At 67.1% G+C, this 19,564-nt stretch carries 11 protein-coding genes; all 11 read left to right on the plus strand.

Features of this window, described 5'->3' with window-relative positions; genetic code table 11:
* Window positions 1-189: hypothetical protein (locus ACXJLH_RS28590; protein ID WP_457447798.1), on the plus strand; the 189-nt coding region annotated here is incomplete at its 5' end.
* Between the two features lie 109 nt (window positions 190-298).
* A complete protein-coding gene (locus tag ACXJLH_RS28595) occupies window positions 299-2,794 on the plus strand; it encodes a dockerin (protein WP_457447800.1) in 2,496 nt (831 codons plus the stop codon).
* Window positions 2,795-2,957: 163 nt separating this feature from the next.
* Window positions 2,958-4,616, plus strand: a complete 1,659-nt coding sequence (locus ACXJLH_RS28600; RefSeq protein ID WP_457447802.1) for a cellulase family glycosylhydrolase — start codon at window positions 2,958-2,960, stop codon at window positions 4,614-4,616.
* An 80-nt stretch (window positions 4,617-4,696) separates the two neighbouring features.
* The gene (locus ACXJLH_RS28605; protein WP_457447804.1) at window positions 4,697-6,907 is read left to right on the plus strand and encodes an exo-alpha-sialidase; all 2,211 of its coding nucleotides are present in this window, start codon (window positions 4,697-4,699) and stop codon (window positions 6,905-6,907) included.
* Between the two features lie 5 nt (window positions 6,908-6,912).
* The gene (locus ACXJLH_RS28610; RefSeq protein ID WP_457447806.1) at window positions 6,913-8,553 is read left to right on the plus strand and encodes an alpha-L-fucosidase; all 1,641 of its coding nucleotides are present in this window, start codon (window positions 6,913-6,915) and stop codon (window positions 8,551-8,553) included.
* A 29-nt stretch (window positions 8,554-8,582) separates the two neighbouring features.
* Entirely contained in the window at window positions 8,583-10,223 is a 1,641-nt protein-coding gene (locus ACXJLH_RS28615; protein ID WP_457447807.1) for an alpha-L-fucosidase, read from the plus strand.
* 29 nt (window positions 10,224-10,252) lie between these two features.
* Window positions 10,253-11,896 carry an alpha-L-fucosidase gene (locus ACXJLH_RS28620; RefSeq protein ID WP_457447809.1) on the plus strand — a complete coding sequence of 548 codons (1,644 nt, stop codon included), beginning with the start codon at window positions 10,253-10,255 and terminating at the stop codon, window positions 11,894-11,896.
* Window positions 11,893-14,628, plus strand: coding sequence for a TIM-barrel domain-containing protein (locus ACXJLH_RS28625; RefSeq protein ID WP_457447810.1), 2,736 nt, complete (start codon window positions 11,893-11,895; stop codon window positions 14,626-14,628). Before ACXJLH_RS28620 ends, ACXJLH_RS28625 begins: the two co-directional genes overlap by 4 nt.
* Before the next feature lie 33 nt (window positions 14,629-14,661).
* Complete coding sequence (locus tag ACXJLH_RS28630; RefSeq protein ID WP_457447812.1) at window positions 14,662-16,572, plus strand: glycoside hydrolase family 97 protein; 1,911 nt, start codon at window positions 14,662-14,664, stop codon at window positions 16,570-16,572.
* Between the two features lie 53 nt (window positions 16,573-16,625).
* On the plus strand, window positions 16,626-17,723 hold the full coding sequence (locus tag ACXJLH_RS28635; protein WP_457447814.1) for a non-reducing end alpha-L-arabinofuranosidase family hydrolase: 1,098 nt from the start codon (window positions 16,626-16,628) through the stop codon (window positions 17,721-17,723).
* A 196-nt stretch (window positions 17,724-17,919) separates the two neighbouring features.
* The gene (locus tag ACXJLH_RS28640; protein ID WP_457447816.1) at window positions 17,920-19,482 is read left to right on the plus strand and encodes an alpha-L-fucosidase; all 1,563 of its coding nucleotides are present in this window, start codon (window positions 17,920-17,922) and stop codon (window positions 19,480-19,482) included.
* Window positions 19,483-19,564 lie beyond the last annotated feature (82 nt).

A 19,564-nucleotide genomic window follows, 5' to 3' on the forward strand; every position in this document is an offset into this window, starting at 1 on the left:
GTCTACGTTGTGGGCGTCAGCAACGGCGTGTGGGGCGTGCATCGCTCTGATGACGGCGGCGCCACCTGGACGCGCTTCAACGACGACGCGAACCAGTTCGGCGGCATCGGCGTGATGGCGGCCGATCAAGGCATCTACGGCCGGATCTACATCAGCGGCACCGGCCGCGGAATGCTTTACAGCAACTGAAACAAGGGCTCGGCAGGCCGGTGTCCAGTTCTTGGCGCCGGTCTGCCGCTGCATAACGCTCGTGACCGGCGGAGACAACCGGCCGAGCACCTTCACTGAAAGGTAGAACATGAGAACCTTGATACACGCGCTGCTGCTTGCCTTTGGCACGAGCGCAGCCCCGCTGGCGCTGGCGCAAACCTGCGCGCCGACCGCCATCACGCCCTACATCAACGTCAATGGCACGTGGACGCAAACGGCATCGGCCACCATCAAGACTGGTGCCTCGGCCATCCTCGGCCCGCAACCGATATCCGGGGGCATGTGGAGTTGGAGCGGCTGCGGCACCGCCGGTGCAGCGCGCGAGCAGACCATTCAGCCGCCCGCGGCCTGCACGGCCACCGCCACCTACACCAACAGCTGTGGCGCCAAGACCCAGCAGGCGTTCTCCATCAAGGTGGGCACCTGGAACAGCGTGAAGTGGGGCGGCGGCGGCTATGTCGACGGCCTGATCTATCACCCGACGACCCCGAACCTCTTGTACGCCCGGACGGACGTCGGCGGCGCCTACCGCTGGGACCAAGCCACGTCGAAATGGGTGCCGATCACCGATGGCCCGGGTTTCGGGGGGGGGATAGAAGGAGCCTTCCACACCGTCGAAAGCATCGCCCTCGATCCAACCAACGACCAGCGGGTCTACATGGTCGCGGGCGATAGCAAGAAGAACGCTCGCCTGTACATTTCCAGCAACCGCGGCGACAGCTGGACATGGGTCACGCTGCCGTTTCTCGCCGGCGCCGATACCGGTCGGGCGATTGGCGAGCGCCTGAGGCTCGATCCGACCAATCCGTCGACGATGTTCTACGGTTCGACCAAGGCCGGCCTGTGGAAGAGCACGAACTCCGGCCAAACCTGGGCGCAGACGAGCCTGTCTTCCTACACGACGACCAACGCCATGGTCGGCGTCGAGCAGATCATCTTCGACAACGGGAACGTGGGTGGCGGCCAGCCGACCTGGAACATGTGGGTCGCGATCGCTCCCGACTATGCCACCGCAGCGGGCCTGACCTCGACCTTCTACAGGTCCAGCAACAACGGCTATTCATGGACGCCGGTCGCGGTGCCGGCCGCCGTCGCCGGGTATTACATCCCGCACTTCGCGCGCGCCGCCGACGGCAATTACTACGTGGTGTTCAACAAGAACGCAGGCCCGGGCGGCGACGGTCCCGGCTACCTCTACAAGTACACCGGTATCAATGGCGGCGCCTGGACCTTGCTGAGCAGCACTACCACGGGCGGCTACGGCGGCGTGTCCGTCTACGGCAGCGGCCCGACCACCCGCATCGCGCTGGCCGTGAGCGCTACCTGGGGCGATTTCACCGGCCAGAAGATCACCCAGTTGTCCGACAACGCAGGCAGCACCTGGCGCGAAATCGAGTCCATGATGCCCCACGAGCAGAACAGCGCCGGGTACTGGGGCTGGAATGACGACATCGAGATCGATCCGAACAACCGCGACCACATCTTGCACCTTGACGGTCCCGGCATCTGGGAGACGATGAACGCCTCGTCGGCGACACCGAGCTGGACCACCAAGCTGAACAATCTCGAAGAGACTGCCACGCTGGCGCTCATCACCCCGCCAGCCGGTGCGACCTACAAGTTCATCAGCAGCGCGGGCGACATCGGCCCCTGGGTCCAGACAGACCTCGCGACGACGCCGACCAAAGGCCCCAACACCGGCTGGAGCAATGGCAATTCCGCCGACATGAGCTGGTCGGATCCGCAATACATTGCCCTCATCGGCGTCACGCACGGGGATCACAAAGGATTCGGGTACTGGTCGGGCGACGGCGGCACCACATGGACACGCTTTGCCACCTTGCCTCCCGGCGCCGCGACCAATACGCACGAATCGTCGAACATTGCTGTCACCTCACGCAACAACGCGATCTGGGCGCCGGCCGATACCGTGCCGTCCTACACCACCAACAATGGCGCCAGTTGGACGGCGACCAATCTCCCCGCGCTGCCGGAGACGTCCGGCTTCCCTCGCTCATACCGGCTCGCGGTGGATCGCAGGAATCCGAACAAGGTCTATGCCTACGATTCGGGCGGCTCCGTGTTTGCTGGTCCGGGCAAGTTCTACGTCTCGACGGATGGCGGCCACAACTTCACGCTGAGCCAGGGTTCGGTGTCGGCAAATATGAAGGGCAATCCGTATTTCCTGACCGGGATGGCGGTCAACCCGAACGTCGAGGGCGACATCTGGGTGGCTGACGGCAATACCGTGTACCACTCGGTCGACTCGGGCGCCACCTGGACCAAGTTCAACAACTTCGCGTCTGTTTTCGGCAGCGACTTTTGGCCCGACGTGAACGGTGCCAGTGCCTTGACTCTGGGCAAGGCAGCCCCTGGCGCGACGTACTCCGCCGCGGTCTACGTGGTGGGCGTGATCAACGGCCAGTGGGGTTTGTGGGCTTCCAACAATGCAGGCAGCACCTGGACCCGCTTTAACGACGATGCCCATCAGTTCGGCGGCATAACCAGGTTGGCGGGTGACTGGAACACCTACGGCCGGATCTACGCCGCCGGCGGGGGCCGCGGCGTGCTCTACAGCAATTGAACCGAGAGCTCGGCAGGCTGGCGTCCAAATCATGGCACCGGGCTTGCCGCACCTCCTTCACCTTGTTCGACGGTTATGCCCAAGCCCTGGCGCCGACCGTCCATAACGCTCGCATCCGGCGGAGACAACCGGCCGAGCACTTTCAACCTTGAAAGGTAGAACCATGAGAGCCTTGTTATCCACATTGCTGCTGGCCCTGGGGGTCAGCGGGGCCCCATTGGCCCAGGCACAAAGCTGTGGCAGCGGCGGCGGTACCACCGTCTGCCTGACGGCCACTGGCACGACCGACAACGTACAGCTGGGCTGGACCGTCAGCGGCAACGTCACGCGCCTGGAGGTCTACCGCGACACCGACCCCGACCCCAACGGCCGCAGCCGCATCGCCGCGCCGGGCAGTAGCGCCAGGAGCTACACCGACTCCACGGCCGCAAACGGCACGCCCTATTGGTACTGGGTCAAGTTCACGACCAACGGCGGCAGCTACAACTCTGGCGTGGCCACTGCCACGCGCAACAGCAGTTGCACGCCGACGGCCATCACGCCTTACATCAGCGCCAACGGGTCCTGGATGCAGACGGCATCGGCCTCGGTCACGGCGGGCAACTCGGCCATCCTCGGCCCGCAGCCGGTGACCGGCGGCTCGTGGGGCTGGAGCGGCTGCGGCACGTCAGGCTCGGCACGCGAGCAGACCATCACGCCCGCTGCCAGCTGCACGGCCACCGCCACGTACACCAACAGCTGCGGCGCCAAGAGCACGCAGGCCTTCGTGATCACCGTGCCCGGCTCCATGCGCGACCTGACGAGCGTTCAGCTGTCGCAGCTGATGTCGCCCGCCTGGAACGTGGGCAACTCGCTGGATGCCTCACCCAACGAGGTCAACTGGGGCAACCCGCTGATCAACCAGCAACTGATCAACGCGGTGAAGGCGGCCGGCTTCAAGACCATACGCCTGCCCGTCAGCTGGAACCAGTACGCCGACGCCAACGGCAACATCAGCCCGACCTTCATGGCGCGTGTCACCGAGGTCGTCGGCTATGCCCGCAACGCCGGCCTGTACGTCGTGATGAACACCCACCATGAAGGCAGCTGGCTGATCCCGACCTACGCCTACCAGGCAAGCGCCAACGCCCGCCTGGCCAAGCTGTGGACGCAGATCGCCAACAACTTCAAGAACTACGACGACTTCCTGCTGTTCGCCGGCACCAACGAGGTGATGGTGGCTGGTGACTACGGCCCGCCGACGGCCGAGTACCAGGCCGTCCAGAACGGGTTCAACCAGGTCTTCGTCGACACGGTGCGGGCCACGGGCGGCAACAACGCCAAGCGCCATCTCGTCGTGCAGGGTTTCAACACCAACATCGACTCGACCTACAACGGCTTCATCAAGCCCAACGACTCCGCGACCAACCGGATGTTCCTGGAGGTGCACTTCTACGATCCGTACCACTTCGCCCTCGACGGCGGCAGCAACATCTGGCAGTGGGGCGCGACCGCGACCAACCCGGCCGTCACCGAGACCTGGGCCAACGAGGCCTACGTCGACGCGCAGTTCCAGAAGCTGAAGACCCGCTTCGTCGACGCCGGCTTGCCCGTGCTGATGGGTGAATATGGCGCGGTCCTGAAGTCCGAGTACGACCCGGCCGGCACCTACCGCACCGCCTGGACCAAGTACGTGACCAAGTCGGCCTTCCAGCACGGCCTCGTGCCGACGTGGTGGGACAACGGCTATGACGCCAACCACCAGTTCGGGCTGTTCAACCGCTCGACCGGTGCTCAGTACTTCCCTGACCTGATCAAGGCCATCGTCGACAACGCCAAGTGATGTGACGACGCAGACCGGGTCGTGATTTCACGACCCGGTCTTTACTGTTTAAAGGCTCGCGCGTGATCGCGTCGACCGAAATGAAACTGATATCTACCAAGACTTTCTGGCGCCCGCTGCTGGCAACAGCGCTGGCGCTTTTGGCCTCTCTGAGCCAGGCCGAGCCCTATCGCTGGGACAGCCTCGCCATCGGCGGCGGCGGCTATGTGGCGGCCATCGTGCCGAGCCAGACAGAGCGCGGCCTCATCTACGCCCGAACCGACGTGGGTGGTGCCTATCGCTGGGACGCCGCGAAGGCGAGTTGGACCTCGCTGCTCGACGGTGTGTCCGAGGCCGACGTCGGACTGCTGAGCGTGGACGCCCTGGCACTCGACCCCAAGGACAGCGCCGTCGTCTACCTGCTGGCCGGGGTGCCCTACTTCAGCGGCGGCAAGACTGCGGTCATGCGCTCCACCGACCGCGGCGCCACCTTCAGCCGCATCACCGACGTGAGCCACCTCTTCCGCGCCAATGGCAACAGCCTGGGCCGCAGCAATGGCGAAAAGATGCAGGTCGACCCGGGTGACGGCAAGGTGCTCTATGTCGGCTCGCGTGCCAACGGCCTGTTCAAGAGCCTTGACGCCGGCGCCAGCTTCAAGCGGGTCGACGCATTGCCGGTGACCACCACGCCCAACGAGACGGGCATCAGCTTCGTGCTGCTGGATCCAACCAGCGTGGTCAATGGCACGGCCCAGCGGATCTTTGTGGGCGTGTCGCGCTTCGGCTCGGTCGGCCCCAACCTCTACCGCAGCGACGACGCCGGCGCCAGCTTCAAGCCGGTGGCCGAGGCGCCGTCGGCCTACATCCCACAGCGCGCGACGCTCGCCGGGGACGGCCATCTCTACATCACCTATGGCGACGGCTCAGGCCCGCATGGCGACTGGAAGAAGCTCGACCCGCCGGAGCCGCTGACGGCCGGCCAGGTCTGGAAATACAAGGTCGCCAGCGGCGGCTGGACCAACGTCACACCCAAGGGCATCAACCGGGCGTTCTCGGGCGTGTCGGTCGACCCGCGCAATGCGAAGCGGCTGGTCATCTCGACCATCAACACCTGGATGCCGCAAGGTGGCAAGAACGCTGGCGACCGCTTCTACGTCAGCAACGACGGTGGCCGCAACTGGACCGACGTGGTGGAGCGCGGCTTCGCCATGGACACCAGCGGCGTCAGCTGGATCTCGGCCTACGCCATCCACTGGACGGGCTCCATCGAATTCGACCCCTTCGACACCCGCGCCGTCTGGGTCACCTCCGGCAACGGTGTGTTCCGCACGGCCGACATCGACGCCACGCCGGCCACGTGGACCTTCACCGTCAAGGGCCTGGAGGAAACCGTGCCCAACGTGGCCGTCAGCGTGCCGGGCGGCCCGCTGCTATCGGTGATCGCCGACTACGACGGCTTCCGCCACCAGAAGCTGGACGCCTTTGCGCCCATCCACGAACCCCGCCTGGGCTCGACCACCGGCCTCGCCGTCGCGGGCAGCAACACGGCGGTCGTCGTGCGCGTGGGCGGCAAGAAGATGTACCGCTCCGCCGACACCGCTGCCACCTGGACCGAAGTGGCCGGCATGCAGGGCGACTACGGCACGCTGGCGCTGTCGGCCGATGGCGCTGCGCTGCTGCACAGCTTCCGCCAGGCAGACGGCAGCAACCGCACTGTCCGCGCCGCCAACTTCACCGAGGCCAAGCCCGTCTGGACCGCCGTGCGCGGCCTGGAAGGCGCGCCGATGCGGCCGGTGGGCGACCCGGTGAACCCCGCCAAGTTCTACGCCTACGACCGCGGCACCGTGCGCGTCAGCACTGACGGCGGCGCCAGCTTCGCCGCCACGGCCCAACTGGCCGCAAACGGCTCAACGCTGGTGCGCGTGGCGCCGGGGCGCGAAGGTGATGTCTGGGTGGCGCTCAAGGCCGGCGGGCTGGCGCGCTCCACCGACTCCGGCCGAACGTTCACGACCTTCTCCAACATCGCCCACTGCGGCGCCGTGGGCTTCGGCAAGGCCATGGCCAACGCGCCCTTCCCTACCGTCTTCATCTGGGGCTCGCCCCGGGGCAAGCCGCTGGGGGTGTACCGCTCCATCGATGCCGGCGCCAACTGGCAGCGCATCAACGACGACGCGCATCAGTTCGGCGGCCCCGGCAACGGCGAGTTCGTCATGGGTGACATGAACGTCGAAGGCCTGGTCTACATGAGCACTGTGGGCCGCGGCATCGTCTACGGCATGCCGGCCGACGCTCCCCTCTCACTCAAACCCTGAGCACCATGAATCAAAAATTTTCCCGCCGCGCATTGCTGCAATCCTCCGCCGCCGTCATGGGCGCCGCCGGCCTGCCTGCCGCCCACGCAGCGCCCTCTCCCTTCAAGCCCACATGGGATTCCCTCGTCGGCGGCTACCGCACGCCCGACTGGTTCCGCGATGCCAAGTTCGGCATCTGGGCGCACTGGACCGCGCAGTGCGTGCCCGAGGCGGGCGACTGGTATGCCCGCCACATGTACATCCAGGGCAGCGGGCAGTACGAACACCACGTCAAGACCTACGGTCACCCGACCAAGGTCGGCTTCATGGAGATGAACAACCGCTGGAAGGCGGAGAACTGGGATCCCGAAGCGCTGATGGACCTGTACGCCAAGGCCGGCGCCAAATACTTCGTCTCGCTCGCCAATCACCACGACAACTTCGACGCCTACGACTCCAAATACCACCCCTGGAACTCGGTGCGCGTCGGTCCCAAGAAGGACATCGTTGGCACCTGGGCCAGGATCGCCCGCGCCAAGGGGCTGCGCTTCGGCGTCAGCAACCACTCGGCGCATGCCTGGCACTGGTTGCAGCCGGCCTATGGCTACGACGCGGAAGGGCCGCTGGCCGGCCAGCGCTATGACGCCTTCAACCTGAGCAAGGCCGACGGCAAGGGCAAATGGTGGGAAGGCCTGGACCCGCAGGACCTCTACACGGGCCGCAACATGGTGATGCCCGACGGCATCAAGACCACGCAGGCCGCCCACGACTGGCATGAGAAGCACGACCGCGTCTGGGACGAGAACCCGCCGGCACAGAACCCCGCGTTCACGCGCCAATGGTTCCTGCGCTGCCGCGACCTGATCGACAGCTACCGGCCCGACCTCGTCTATTTCGACAACTCCCGCCTGCCGCTCGGCCAGGCCGGCCTGGACATCGCGGCGCACTACTACAACGCCAGCATGGCCTGGCACGGCGGCAAGTTGGAGGCCGTCCTCAACGCCAAGGAGATCCCGCATGAATGGCGAGCGGGCATTGTCGAGGACGTCGAGCGCGGCCAGCGCGCCGGCATCGAGCCGCTGCCCTGGCAGACCGACACCTGCATTGGCGACTGGCACTACAACCGCGGTGTCTTCGAGGGCCATCACTACAAGTCGGCGGCCAGCGTCATCCACCGCCTGGTGGACATCGTCTCCAAGAACGGCAACCTGCTGCTGTCCATCCCGCTGCGCGGCGACGGCACCATCGACACCGACGAGCGCAAGGTCCTGGACGGGCTCGCCGAATGGATGGGCCGCAACGGCGAGGCTATCCATGGCACGCGCCCGTGGCGCAGCTTCGGCGAGGGGCCGACGCAGATCGGCGGCGGCATGTTCAGCGAAAACCAGGTCAAGGACTTCACCGACCAGGACATCCGCTTCACCACCAAGGCCGGGGCGCTCTATGCCATCGGGCTGGCCTGGCCCAAGAGCGGCGTCATGCGCATCGCATCGCTGGCTCAGGACGCGGCGCTGGCGCCCGGCGTGATCGAGCGCGTCGAGGCCGTGGGCTCCACCGACAGCCTGCCCTTCAAGCGCACCCCGCAAGGGCTGGAGGTGCGGCTGCCCGAAGGGCTGGCCGGCACGCCCGCGATCGCGCTGAAGGTGCGCGGCACTGGCCTCGCATGAGCGGCCGCCCTTTTCACTAACAGCGAGCCATGACGCAGAAACTTTCCCGCCGCTCGCTGCTGCAAGCCACCGCTGCCACGATGGGCGGCGCCGGGCTGCCCACCGCGCAAGCCGCCCCCGCCCCGTTCAAGCCGACCTGGGATTCCCTCGTCGACGGCTACCGCACGCCCGACTGGTTTCGCGATGCCAAGTTCGGCATCTGGGCGCACTGGAGCGCGCAATGCGTGCCCGAGAGGGGCGACTGGTATGCCCGCAACATGTACATGCAGGGCCACTGGCAGTACGACCACCACGTCAAGACCTACGGCCATCCGACGAAGGTCGGCTTCATGGAGATGCAGAACCGCTGGAAGGGGGAGAACTGGAACCCCGAAGCGCTGATGGACCTGTACGTGAAGGCGGGTGCGAAGTACTTCGTCTCGCTCGCCAACCACCACGACAACTTCGACGCCTACGACTCGAAGTACCACCCCTGGAACTCGGTGCGCGTCGGTCCCAAGAAGGACATCGTCGGCACGTGGGCCAAGCTGGCTCGCGCCAAGGGGCTGCGCTTCGGCGTCAGCAACCACTCGTCGCGAGCCTGGCACTGGTTGGCGCCTGCCTATGGCTACGACCCCGAAGGCCCGCTGGCCGGCCAGCGCTACGACGCCTTCAACCTGACCAAGGCCGACGGCAAGGGCAAATGGTGGGAAGGCCTGGACCCGCAGGACCTCTACACGGGGCCCAACAGGGTGATGCCCGACGGCATCAGCACCGTGGCCGCCGCCACCGAATGGCATAAGCGCAGTTACTACACCTGGAAGGACGTGGAGCCACCGAACAACCCGGCGTTCATTCGCCAGTGGTTCCTGCGCTGCCGCGACCTGATCGACAGCTACAAGCCCGACCTCGTCTACTTCGACAACGCTCACCTGCCGCTCGGCCAGGCCGGCCTGGACATCGCGGCGCACTACTACAACGCCAGCATGGCCTGGCACGGCGGCAAGGTGGAGGCCGTCATCAACGCCAAGGAGCTCTCACCCGAAATGCGTGGCGGCGTGGTGGAGGATCTCGAGCGGGGCCAGCGCGCCGGCATCGAGCCGCTGCCCTGGCAGACCTGCACCTGCATCGGCGACTGGCACTACAACCGCGGCATCTTCGACGCCCACGGCTACAAGTCGGCCGCCAGCGTCATCCACCGCCTGGCGGACATCGTCTCCAAGAACGGCAACCTGCTGCTGTCCATCCCGCTGCGCGGCGACGGCACCATCGACGCCGACGAGCGCAAGATCCTGGAAGACATCGCCGCCTGGATGGGCCGCAACGGCGAGGCCATCCATGGCACACGGCCGTGGCGCACCTTCGGCGAAGGGCCAACGAAGATCGGAGGAGGCATGTTCAGCGAAGGCCAACTCAGGAACTTCACCACCCAGGACATCCGCTTCACAACCAAGGCCGGCGCGCTCTACGCCATCGGGCTGGCTTGGCCGACGGACGGCGTCATGCGCATCGCCGCACTGGCGCAGGACTCGACCCTGGCGCCGGGCGTGATCGAGCGCGTCGAAGCCGTGGGCTCCACCGACAGCCTGCCCTTCAAGCGCACCCCGCAAGGGCTGGAGGTACGGCTGCCCGACGGCCTGGCCGGCTCGCCCGCGATCGCGCTGAAGGTCCGCGGCCCGGGCCTCGCATGAGCGGCCACCCCTTTTACTGAAAGCAAGCCATGACACAGAAACTCTCCCGCCGCTCGCTGCTGCAAGCCACGGCCGCCACGATGGGCGCCGCCGGCCTGCCCGCCGCGCAGGCCGCGCCGACTCCCTTCAAGCCCAACTGGGACTCCCTCGTCGACGGTTACGAAACGCCCGACTGGTTCCGCGACGCCAAGTTCGGCATCTGGGCCCACTGGAGCGCGCAATGCGTGCCCGAGATGGGCGACTGGTATGCCCGGCGCATGTACATCCAGGGCAACTGGCAGTACGACCACCACATCAAGACCTACGGCCACCCGACGAAGTCCGGTTTCATGGAGATCCAGAACCGCTGGAAGGCCGAGAACTGGGAGCCCGAAGCGCTGATGGACCTGTACGTGAAGGCGGGCGCGAAGTACTTCGTCGCGCTCGCCAACCACCACGACAACCAGGACACCTTCAACTCCAAGTACCACGGCTGGAACACGATGCGCGTGGGCCCGAAGAAGGACATCGTCGGCACCTGGGAGAAGGCCGCCCGAGCGCGCGGCCTGCGCTTCGGCGTCAGCAACCACGGCGCGCATGCCTGGCACTGGTACCAGTCGGCCTATGGCTACGACCCCGAAGGCCCCTACGCCGGCCAGCGCTACGACGCCTTCAACCTGACCAAGGCCGACGGCAAGGGCAAATGGTGGGAAGGCCTGGACCCGCAGGACCTCTACACCGGACGCAACATCGTCATGCCCGACGGATTCAAGACCATCCGCAGCGTCGAAGCCTGGCATGACCAGAACACCTACTACTGGGACGAGAAGCCGCCGCTTCAGAACCTCGCTTTCACGCGCTCGTGGTACCTGCGCTGCCGCGACCTGATCGACAGCTACAAGCCCGACCTCATCTACATGGATAACCACGGCCTGCCGCTCGGCCAGGCGGGGCTGGACATCGCGGCGCATTACTACAACGCCAGCATGGCCTGGAATGGCGGCAAGCTGGAGGCGGTGCTGAACGCGAAGGTGTTGCCCGCCGAGTGGCGCAGTGGCGTCGTCGAGGACGTGGAGCGGGGCTTTCGCGACGGCATCGAGCCGCTGCCCTGGCAGACCGACACCTGCCTGGGCGACTGGCACTACGCCCGCTCCCTGTTCGACAACCACCAGTACAAGCCCGCCAGCACGGTCATCCACCGGCTGTGCGACATCGTCTCCAAGAATGGCAACCTGCTGCTGTCGGTGCCGATGCGCGGCGACGGCACCATCGATGCCGACGAACAGAAGATCCTCGGCGAGATCGCCACGTGGATGGCCCGCAATGGCGAAGCCATCTACGGCACGCGCCCCTGGCGCACTTTTGGCGAGGGCCCGACGAAGGTGGGCAGCGGCATGTTCAGCGAAGGCAGCTCCAAGCCGCTGACGGCCGAGGACATCCGCTTCACGACCAAGGGCGGCGCCCTCTACGCCATCGCGCTGGGCTGGCCCAAGGACGGCGTGCTGCGCATCCAGACGCTGGCCCAGGACTCGAACGTGGCACCGGGTGCCATCGAGCGCATCGAGGCCCTGGGCTCCGGCGACAGCCTGCCCTTCAAGCGCACTCGCAAGGGGCTGGAGGTGAAGCTGCCCGAGGGCCTGGCCGGGTCGCCGGCCGTGGTGGTGAAGATCCGCGGCAACGGCCTGACTGCATGAAATACACCAAAGCCACCCTTTCCCGGCGCGAGGCATTGCAGGCCGCCCTCGCCGCAGCCGCCACCCCACTAGGCGCTGCGGCAGCAACGGTCGCGATGGCCTCCTCCTCCAGCGTGGCGAACGCCGCCGCAGGCGACCTGGCGCCCGGGAACGCCGCGGCCCACCGCGCGCAGCCGTCGTTAGTCCCGGAATGGGTACTGACGACGCCCCAGGGCACGCTGCGGATCAGCGCGCTCTGCGACCGGGCGCTGCGCGTGCGCTTCCTGCCTCCGCAGGCCCAAACGCAGGCCACGATGCAGGCGCCGCCACCAAGCCTCGCGCTGCTGCCCGGCCGAGCGAAGCCCCTCATGAAGCAGACGCCGGGCGCGGACACTACCCGACTGGAACTGCCGGCCATCCGCTGCGAGGTGGACAACGGGACCGGGGCGCTGCGCTTCTTCGACCGCAACGGCGCCTTGCTGCTCGCTGAAGCGCCCGGCACCCGGCGGCTGACGCCGTCGCGGCTGGGTGACGAGCCCGTGTTCATCGCCGAGCAGGTGTTCGAGTCGCCCGCCGGCGAGCGGCTCTACGGCACCGGCTGCTTCCAGGACGGCGCCATGGACCTGCGCGGTCATCCGCGCCGCCTGACGCAGGTGAACACGCAGATCAGCCTGCCTTTCATGCTGTCCAGCCGCGGCTACGGCCTGCTCTGGCACAACAACGGCATGGCCGAGCTGAACACGCCCGAGCAGCTCGTGGCGCTGAGCCGTGTCAACGCCGAAAGCAAGGCCGAAGTCGTGGATGTGACGACCACCACGGGCAATGCGCAGGTCGTGCGCAACCTGACGCGCTTTGAAGGCACGTTCCGAACGGAAACGGCCGGCCGTTTCGCCTTCCTCCTCGACGTTGGCCGCGCCATGGGTTCGCGCCATTCCGTCGAGATCGACGGCAAGTCCTGCGTCGAGATCGTGAACCACTGGCTGCCGCCGACGGTCGGCTTTGTCGTCGAGTTGCCGGCAGGCGAACACCAGGTGCGCATCCACGCCGACAAGGACGACTCTCCCTCTCTGCGCTTTGGCGCCGTGCGCGCGAGCACGGCGTGGCGCTCACCGGTGGCCGATGCCATCGACTACGTCGTCATCGCCGGCCCCAGCGCGGACGAGGTGTTCGAGGGCTATCGCGAGATCTCCGGGGCCACGCCGATGATGCCGCGCTGGGCCTATGGCTACATCCATTGCCGCGAACGCTTCCATTCGTCGGAAGAGATCGTCGACACGCTGCGCGAGTTCCGCCGCCGCAAGCTGCCCGTCGACGTGATGGTGCAGGACTGGCAGTACTGGGGTCGCCACGGCTGGAACGCGATGCGTTTCGACGAGGCCCACTACCCCGATCCCGCCGCGCTGGTGCGCGAGGTGCACGGCCTGAACGGGCGGCTCATGCTGTCGGTGTGGGCCAAGATCGGGCGCGACACCGAGCTCGGCCGCAGCACCGCAGCCGCCGGTCACTACATCGACCAGACCGACTGGGTCGACTTCTTCGACCCGAAGGCCGCCGCCTTCTACTGGAACAACCAGCGCGAACGCCTGCTCAAGCTCGGCATCGACGCCTGGTGGCAGGACGCGACGGAGCCCGAGAACGACGACCTGGTAGGTCGGCGTACGGCGGCAGGCCGCGGTGAGCGCGTGCGCCTGGCCTATCCGTGGCACGTCACGCGCACCGTCTACGAAGGACAGCGCCAGGCAGCGCCTGACCGGCGCGTGATGATCCTCACGCGCTCGGCCTTCCCCGGGCAGCAACGCCATGCAGCAGCCACCTGGTCGGGCGACATCGGCAACGACTGGGACACACTCAAGCGGCAGATCCCCGCGGGCCTGAACATGGCCGCCGCCGGCTATGCCTACTGGACGGTCGACGCCGGCGGATTCTTCCGCCCGGGCGACGGCCAGTTCACAGACAAGGCCTACCACGAGCGCCTGATCCGCTGGTTCCAGTACGCCACGTTCCTGCCGCTGCAGCGCGTGCATGGCTACATGACCAACACCGAGTTCTGGCGCTATGGCGACAAGGTGGAGGCGGTCGCGCGCCAGTACCTGGAGCTGCGCTATCAGCTGCTGCCCTACCTCTACAGCCTGGCCCACGAGGTCCATGCGAAAGGCGCACCGATCATGCGGCCGCTGGTGTTCGACTTCCCGCAGGACCAGCAGGCCCTGGACCAGGCGCACAGCTACATGTTCGGCCGCGCCCTGCATGTGGCACCTGTCCTGGCGCCCGAGGTGTCGAGCTGGCCGGTGTACCTGCCGCAGTCCGCCGGCGGCTGGGTCGATTTCTGGACAGGCGAGCGGCGCGCCGGTGGGCGCACGCATGACGTGGCGTCGCCGCTGGAGCGCGTGCCCCTGCACCTGCGCGCCGGCAGCATCCTGCCGCTCGGGCCGGTGCTGCAGTCCACCGCCGAGGCCACCGGTGAGGTGCTCGACCTCTACGTCGTGCCCGGTGCCAACGGCGCCTTCGACCTCTACGAGGACAGCGGCCTGGACTATGCCTACGAGAAGGGCGGGTTCAGCGTGATCCGCATGACCTGGGACGACAAGCGCGGCGTGCTGCGCCTGGCGGCGCGCAGCGGGCGCTTCGCGGGCATGCGCACGACCAAGCGCTTGCGCATCCACCGCCTCGGCGACGGCGTGCCGACGCTGCAATCCAAACCGCTGCGCGAGGTGGTCTACACCGGGCGCGCCGTCGAAATACGCCTGGGCTGACCGCTCTCCAGCCCCAACTCTGCTCACACATCCATGAAGACCACCACCCACCTCGCCATCGCCGCGCTCGCCCTGGCCGCATCGGGCGCCCACGCGGCCGACGCCGTCATCACCTCGCCCGATGGCCGCATCGCGCTGCGCATCGCCGACAACGGCGGCCAGTTCAGCGTCAGCCGCCATGGCGAAGCCGTCATCGCTCCCTCACCGCTGGGGCTTGATCTGGACGGCCAAGCCCTCGGCGCGTTGACGCTGGAGTCGCGCCAGGACGTCGCGGAGGACCGCGTCATTCCTCTCGTCGCTACGAAGGCGGCCACGGCCCGCGACCACTACCGCGGCGCCACGCTCACCTTCCGCGAGGCAGGCTCCGGCCGCCGCCTCTTCATCGATGCACGCGCCTACGACGACGGCGTTGCCTTCCGCTACCGCCTGGAAGACACCGGACCGGTGAAGCTGCGCGGCGAGCGCACGGCCTTCGTGCCGGCGGGCGACCCGACCTGCCTGGTTACGCCCACCGACGGTTCGCACGAGCAGGCGTTCGAGCGCCTGAAGGTCTCGCAATTCAAGGCCGACGCCGCCTACGACGTGCCGGTAGTCTGCGCCACGCCGTCGGGCCGCACCCACTACGCCATCACGCAGGCCAACCTGAAGGGCTACACCGGTGCCTCGCTGCGGCGCGAGGGTGAGGCGCTGCGCCTCCAACTGTCCGGCGTGCCGGGACGCGCCGGCCCGGCCTTCGTCTCGCCGGCCGGGCTGACGACCGCCTGGCGTGCCGTCATGCTGGCCGACCAGGCCGGCAAGCTGATCGAGTCGCACCTCGTCGGCAACCTCAATCCGGCGCCGCAAGGTGACTTCAGCTGGGTCAAGCCCGGCAAGGCGGCATGGGATTGGTGGTCCGGCCCACTGGTGGGCATGAAGCCCGACATGGGCGCCTACAAGCGCTTCATCGACTTCGCCGCCGAGTCCGGTTTCCCCTACTACCTCATCGACGCGAACTGGGCCTCCGGCCCGAGCGGCTGCTGCGATGCCAGCCCGGAGACCGACATCACGCGACCGGCCAAGGGCATCGACATGCCCGAACTCGCGCGCTACGCCGCAGCCAAGGGCGTGGGCCTGATGCTGTGGGCCCACTGGGTGCATGTGGACGCGCGCATGGACGAGGTGCTGGACACCTACGTCCGCTGGGGCATCAAGGGCGTCAAGGTCGACTTCATGAACCGCGACGACCAGCAGGTGGTTGACTTCTACGAGCGCATTGCCGCCGCCACCGCCAAGCGCAAGCTGCTGCTGGACCTGCACGGCGCCTACGTGCCCGCCGGCCTGCAGCGCACCTATCCCAACTACATCACGCAGGAGGGCGTGCTCGGCGCCGAGTGGAGCAAGATGACCACGCGCACCACCCCCAGCCACAACGTGACCCTGCCGTACACGCGCATGCTGGTCGGCCCGATGGACTACACGCCCGGAGGCTTCCGCAACGCGACACCGGCCACCTTCGAGGTGCGCGCCGAGATGCCGCTGGTGCAGAACACGCGCGGCCAGGCGCTGGCGATGTACGTCGTCTACGACAGCCCGCTGCAGATGGTGTCGGACGACCCGACCGCCTACCGCGGCGAGCCCGGCTTCGACTTCATCAAGCGCGTGCCCACCGCTTGGGACGAGACCCGCTTCATCGCCGGCGAGCCGGGGCAGGACATCGTGCTGGCGCGCCGCCAGGGCAAGACCTGGTACATCGGCGCGATGACGGGCGACCAGGCCCGCACACAAAAGGTGTCGCTGGACTTCCTGCCGCCCGGCAACTGGCGCGCCACGATCTGGCAGGACGGCGAGGTCGTGCGCGAGGTGCGCCGCACCGAGCGCAAGGTGACCCGCAAGGACGTGCTGAGCCTGTCGCTGGCCGCCGCGGGTGGCGCCGCCGTGGTGCTGGAGCCGCTACCGACGCCGTGAGCAGCGCGCTCACGCCTGTCATTCCATCCATCAACCACAACCCGTTTTCCCTCATGAACAAGTGCACTAAACAACTTCTCGTCTCTTCGATGCTCGCGGCGGGCCTCTTGGCCGGCTGTGGTGGCAGCAGCGCAGCCGCCGACGCGAAGCCCGTCGTCGTCGGCGGGACGCCGGCCCAGGCCATCGCCTTTGAATGGAAATCCAGCGAGGCGCTGATCAAGCCGCCGGCCGACCGGGCGGACATCTTCGGCGTCAAGGACCCGACCATCGTGTTCCACGACGGCCGCTATCACGTCTTCATGACCACTGCGGGCAAGAACGGCTGGGGCATGGCCTACACGAGCTTCGCGAACTGGGATGAGGCGCCGAAGGCCCCGCAGTTCATGCTCGAGAAATCGCCCATCGGGCCGGGCTATCGCGCGGCACCCCAGGTCTTCTACTTCGCGCCGCAGAAGCTCTGGTATTTGATCTTCCAGGGCGGTGACCCGCTCTATTCGACCACCCCCAACATCGCCGACCCCCACTCGTGGACGGCGCCCAAGCCCTTCTATTCGGCCATCCCGGCCAGCGTCAAGAACGCCGAGGGCCATGCGGTCTGGCTGGACTTCTGGAACATCTGCGACGACAAGAAGTGCCATCTCTTCTTCACAGGCGACAACGGCAGCTTCTACCGCGGCGAGACGACGATCGACCGCTTCCCTCAGGGCTTCGCCGAACCCGTCGTCGTCATGGCGGAAAAGCGCGATGACATGTTCGAGGCCAGCAACACCTACAAGATCACAGGCACCAGCAAGTACCTGACGCTGATCGAGGCGATGGGGCCCAAGGGCCGGTATTTCCGCGCCTGGACGGCGGATCGCCTGGATGGCGCCTGGCAACCCATTCCCGGCGCCCCGATGAACAGGTTCGCTGGCGCAGACAACGTCAAGTTCAACGGCCGGATCTGGTCCGAAGGCGTATCCCACGGCGAAATGATTCGCGACGGCATCGACCAGACTCTGAGCATCGACCCGTGCCAGCCGCTGAGGTTCCTCTTCCAGGGCCTGGACATGGAAAAGGGCAAGAACTACGACTACATCGAGCTGCCCTATCGGCTGGGCGTGATCACCGCCACCGCCCCGAACGCCATCAGCGAGCTGTGCAAGAAATGACTGCCTGCCCTGCCGCGGCAACTCGTCCCTGTCGGGCTGGCAGGCCCACGCACTGAGCTGCGTCCCCGGCGGCCAACGCGACCAGCTATATCGATAGCACGGCCGCCAATGGAACGCCGTACTGGTACGACCGGTGCGCAATGTTCCCCGACCTGGTCAAGGCCATCGTCGACAACGCCAAGCGAGAGAGAACCCCATGTCAAGCCTGAACAAACGCAGCTTCCTGACCACGCCGCTGCTGGCCGCCGCCGGCCTGGGCGCCGCCCGCATTGCACAGGCGCAAGGCTGCGCACCAGTGGCGCCCGCCCCATACAAGCCGCCGCCGCTGGCGTCCGGCCCGTTCACGGCCGCTGCCGAGTCGCTGCGCAAGTCGGCGGTCCCTGCGTGGTTCCGCGAGGCCAAGCTGGGCATCTGGTCGCACTGGGGGCCGCAAGCCGTGCCCAGCCTCGGCGACTGGTATGCCCGATTCATGTACGTGCCCGGCCACCCGCACTACGAGCACCACGTGAAGACCTACGGCCACCCGTCGGAGTTCGGCTACAAGGACATCATCAAGCTGTGGAAGGCCGAGCGCTTCGAGCCCGAAGCGCTGATGGACCGCTACGTGGCGGCGGGTGCGAAGTACTTCGTCTCGATGGGCGTGCACCACGACAACTTCGACTTGTGGAATTCCAAGCACCACCGCTGGAACGCCACCCAGATGGGGCCGATGCGCGACGTGGTCGGCGAATGGGGCCGCGCCGCGCGCAAGCGCGGGCTGCGCTTCGGTGTCTCCGAGCACCTGGCGACCAGTCACAACTGGTGGTGGACCAGCCACCAGTGCGACCAGTTCTGGCCCAAGCTGGGCGTGGCCTATGACGGCGCCAAGCCCGAGAACTTCGACCTCTACCACGAGCCGCATAACACGCCGTACCTGAACCGCGGCGGCGACTGGTACACCAACAACCCGAAGTTCCACGAGATCTGGTACCGCCGCATCATCGACCTCATCGACAGCCACCAACCCGACTTGCTGTACTCCGACGGCGGCATCCCGTTCGGCGAGGTGGGGCGCGCCATGGTGGCCCACCTGTTCAACACCTCGGTCCGCCGCCATGGCGACATGCAGGCCGTGTACAACCACAAGTCGCTGGGGTCGGGCGAGTACATCGCCGAGGTGGGCGTGCAGGACGTCGAGCGTGGCGTGCTCCCGGGCATCAACCCGCTGCCATGGCAGACCTGCACCTCCAACGGCGACTGGTTTCACTCCGAGCACGACCGCTACAAGACGCCGGCGCAGGTGATCACGATGCTGTGCGACATCGTCAGCAAGAACGGCAACATGCTGCTCAACGTGGTGCAGCGCGCCGACGGCACGCTGACGGCCGAATCAGACCTGCTGATGACCGAGATGGCCGCCTGGATGAAGCTCAACGCCGAAGCCATCCACGGCACGCGGCCGTGGAAGATCCACGGCGAAGGCCCGACCGAGGCCGCCAGCGGCGCCTTCAAGGAGAACGTGGACTACACGGCGCAGGACATCCGCTTCACGACCCGCGGCGATGCGCTGTACGCGCTGACGCTGGGCGAACCCAAGGGCACGCTGAAGATCGCCGCGCTGCGCCAAGGCAACGCCCACGATCCGCGCCCGGTGCGCCGGGTCGAACTGCTGGGGGGCGGGCCGCTGAAATTCCGCCAGACCGCCCAGGCGCTGGAGGTCGACGTTCCCGAGCGCATGCCCAGCCGCCACGCCAGCGCGTTGCGCATTGCCCGCGGCTGAAGGCGCCAATGCGCCGGGTCGGATGAGCGGCGGTGTGGTCGCGTGATCGCGCGGTCTGCGGCCATCGACCAGAGAAGTGTCG

It is taken from the genome of Roseateles sp. P5_E4, assembly GCF_054049255.1.

Bases quoted from the DNA above. Each gene is read 5' to 3' on its own strand.
- ACXJLH_RS28595 (WP_457447800.1), top strand. From the start codon at position 299: ATGAGAACCTTGATACACGCGCTGCTGCTTGCCTTTGGCACGAGCGCA.
- ACXJLH_RS28600 (WP_457447802.1), top strand. From the start codon at position 2,958: ATGAGAGCCTTGTTATCCACATTGCTGCTGGCCCTGGGGGTCAGCGGG.
- ACXJLH_RS28605 (WP_457447804.1), top strand. From the start codon at position 4,697: ATGAAACTGATATCTACCAAGACTTTCTGGCGCCCGCTGCTGGCAACA.
- ACXJLH_RS28610 (WP_457447806.1), top strand. From the start codon at position 6,913: ATGAATCAAAAATTTTCCCGCCGCGCATTGCTGCAATCCTCCGCCGCC.
- ACXJLH_RS28615 (WP_457447807.1), top strand. From the start codon at position 8,583: ATGACGCAGAAACTTTCCCGCCGCTCGCTGCTGCAAGCCACCGCTGCC.
- ACXJLH_RS28620 (WP_457447809.1), top strand. From the start codon at position 10,253: ATGACACAGAAACTCTCCCGCCGCTCGCTGCTGCAAGCCACGGCCGCC.
- ACXJLH_RS28625 (WP_457447810.1), top strand. From the start codon at position 11,893: ATGAAATACACCAAAGCCACCCTTTCCCGGCGCGAGGCATTGCAGGCC.
- ACXJLH_RS28630 (WP_457447812.1), top strand. From the start codon at position 14,662: ATGAAGACCACCACCCACCTCGCCATCGCCGCGCTCGCCCTGGCCGCA.
- ACXJLH_RS28635 (WP_457447814.1), top strand. From the start codon at position 16,626: ATGAACAAGTGCACTAAACAACTTCTCGTCTCTTCGATGCTCGCGGCG.
- ACXJLH_RS28640 (WP_457447816.1), top strand. From the start codon at position 17,920: ATGTCAAGCCTGAACAAACGCAGCTTCCTGACCACGCCGCTGCTGGCC.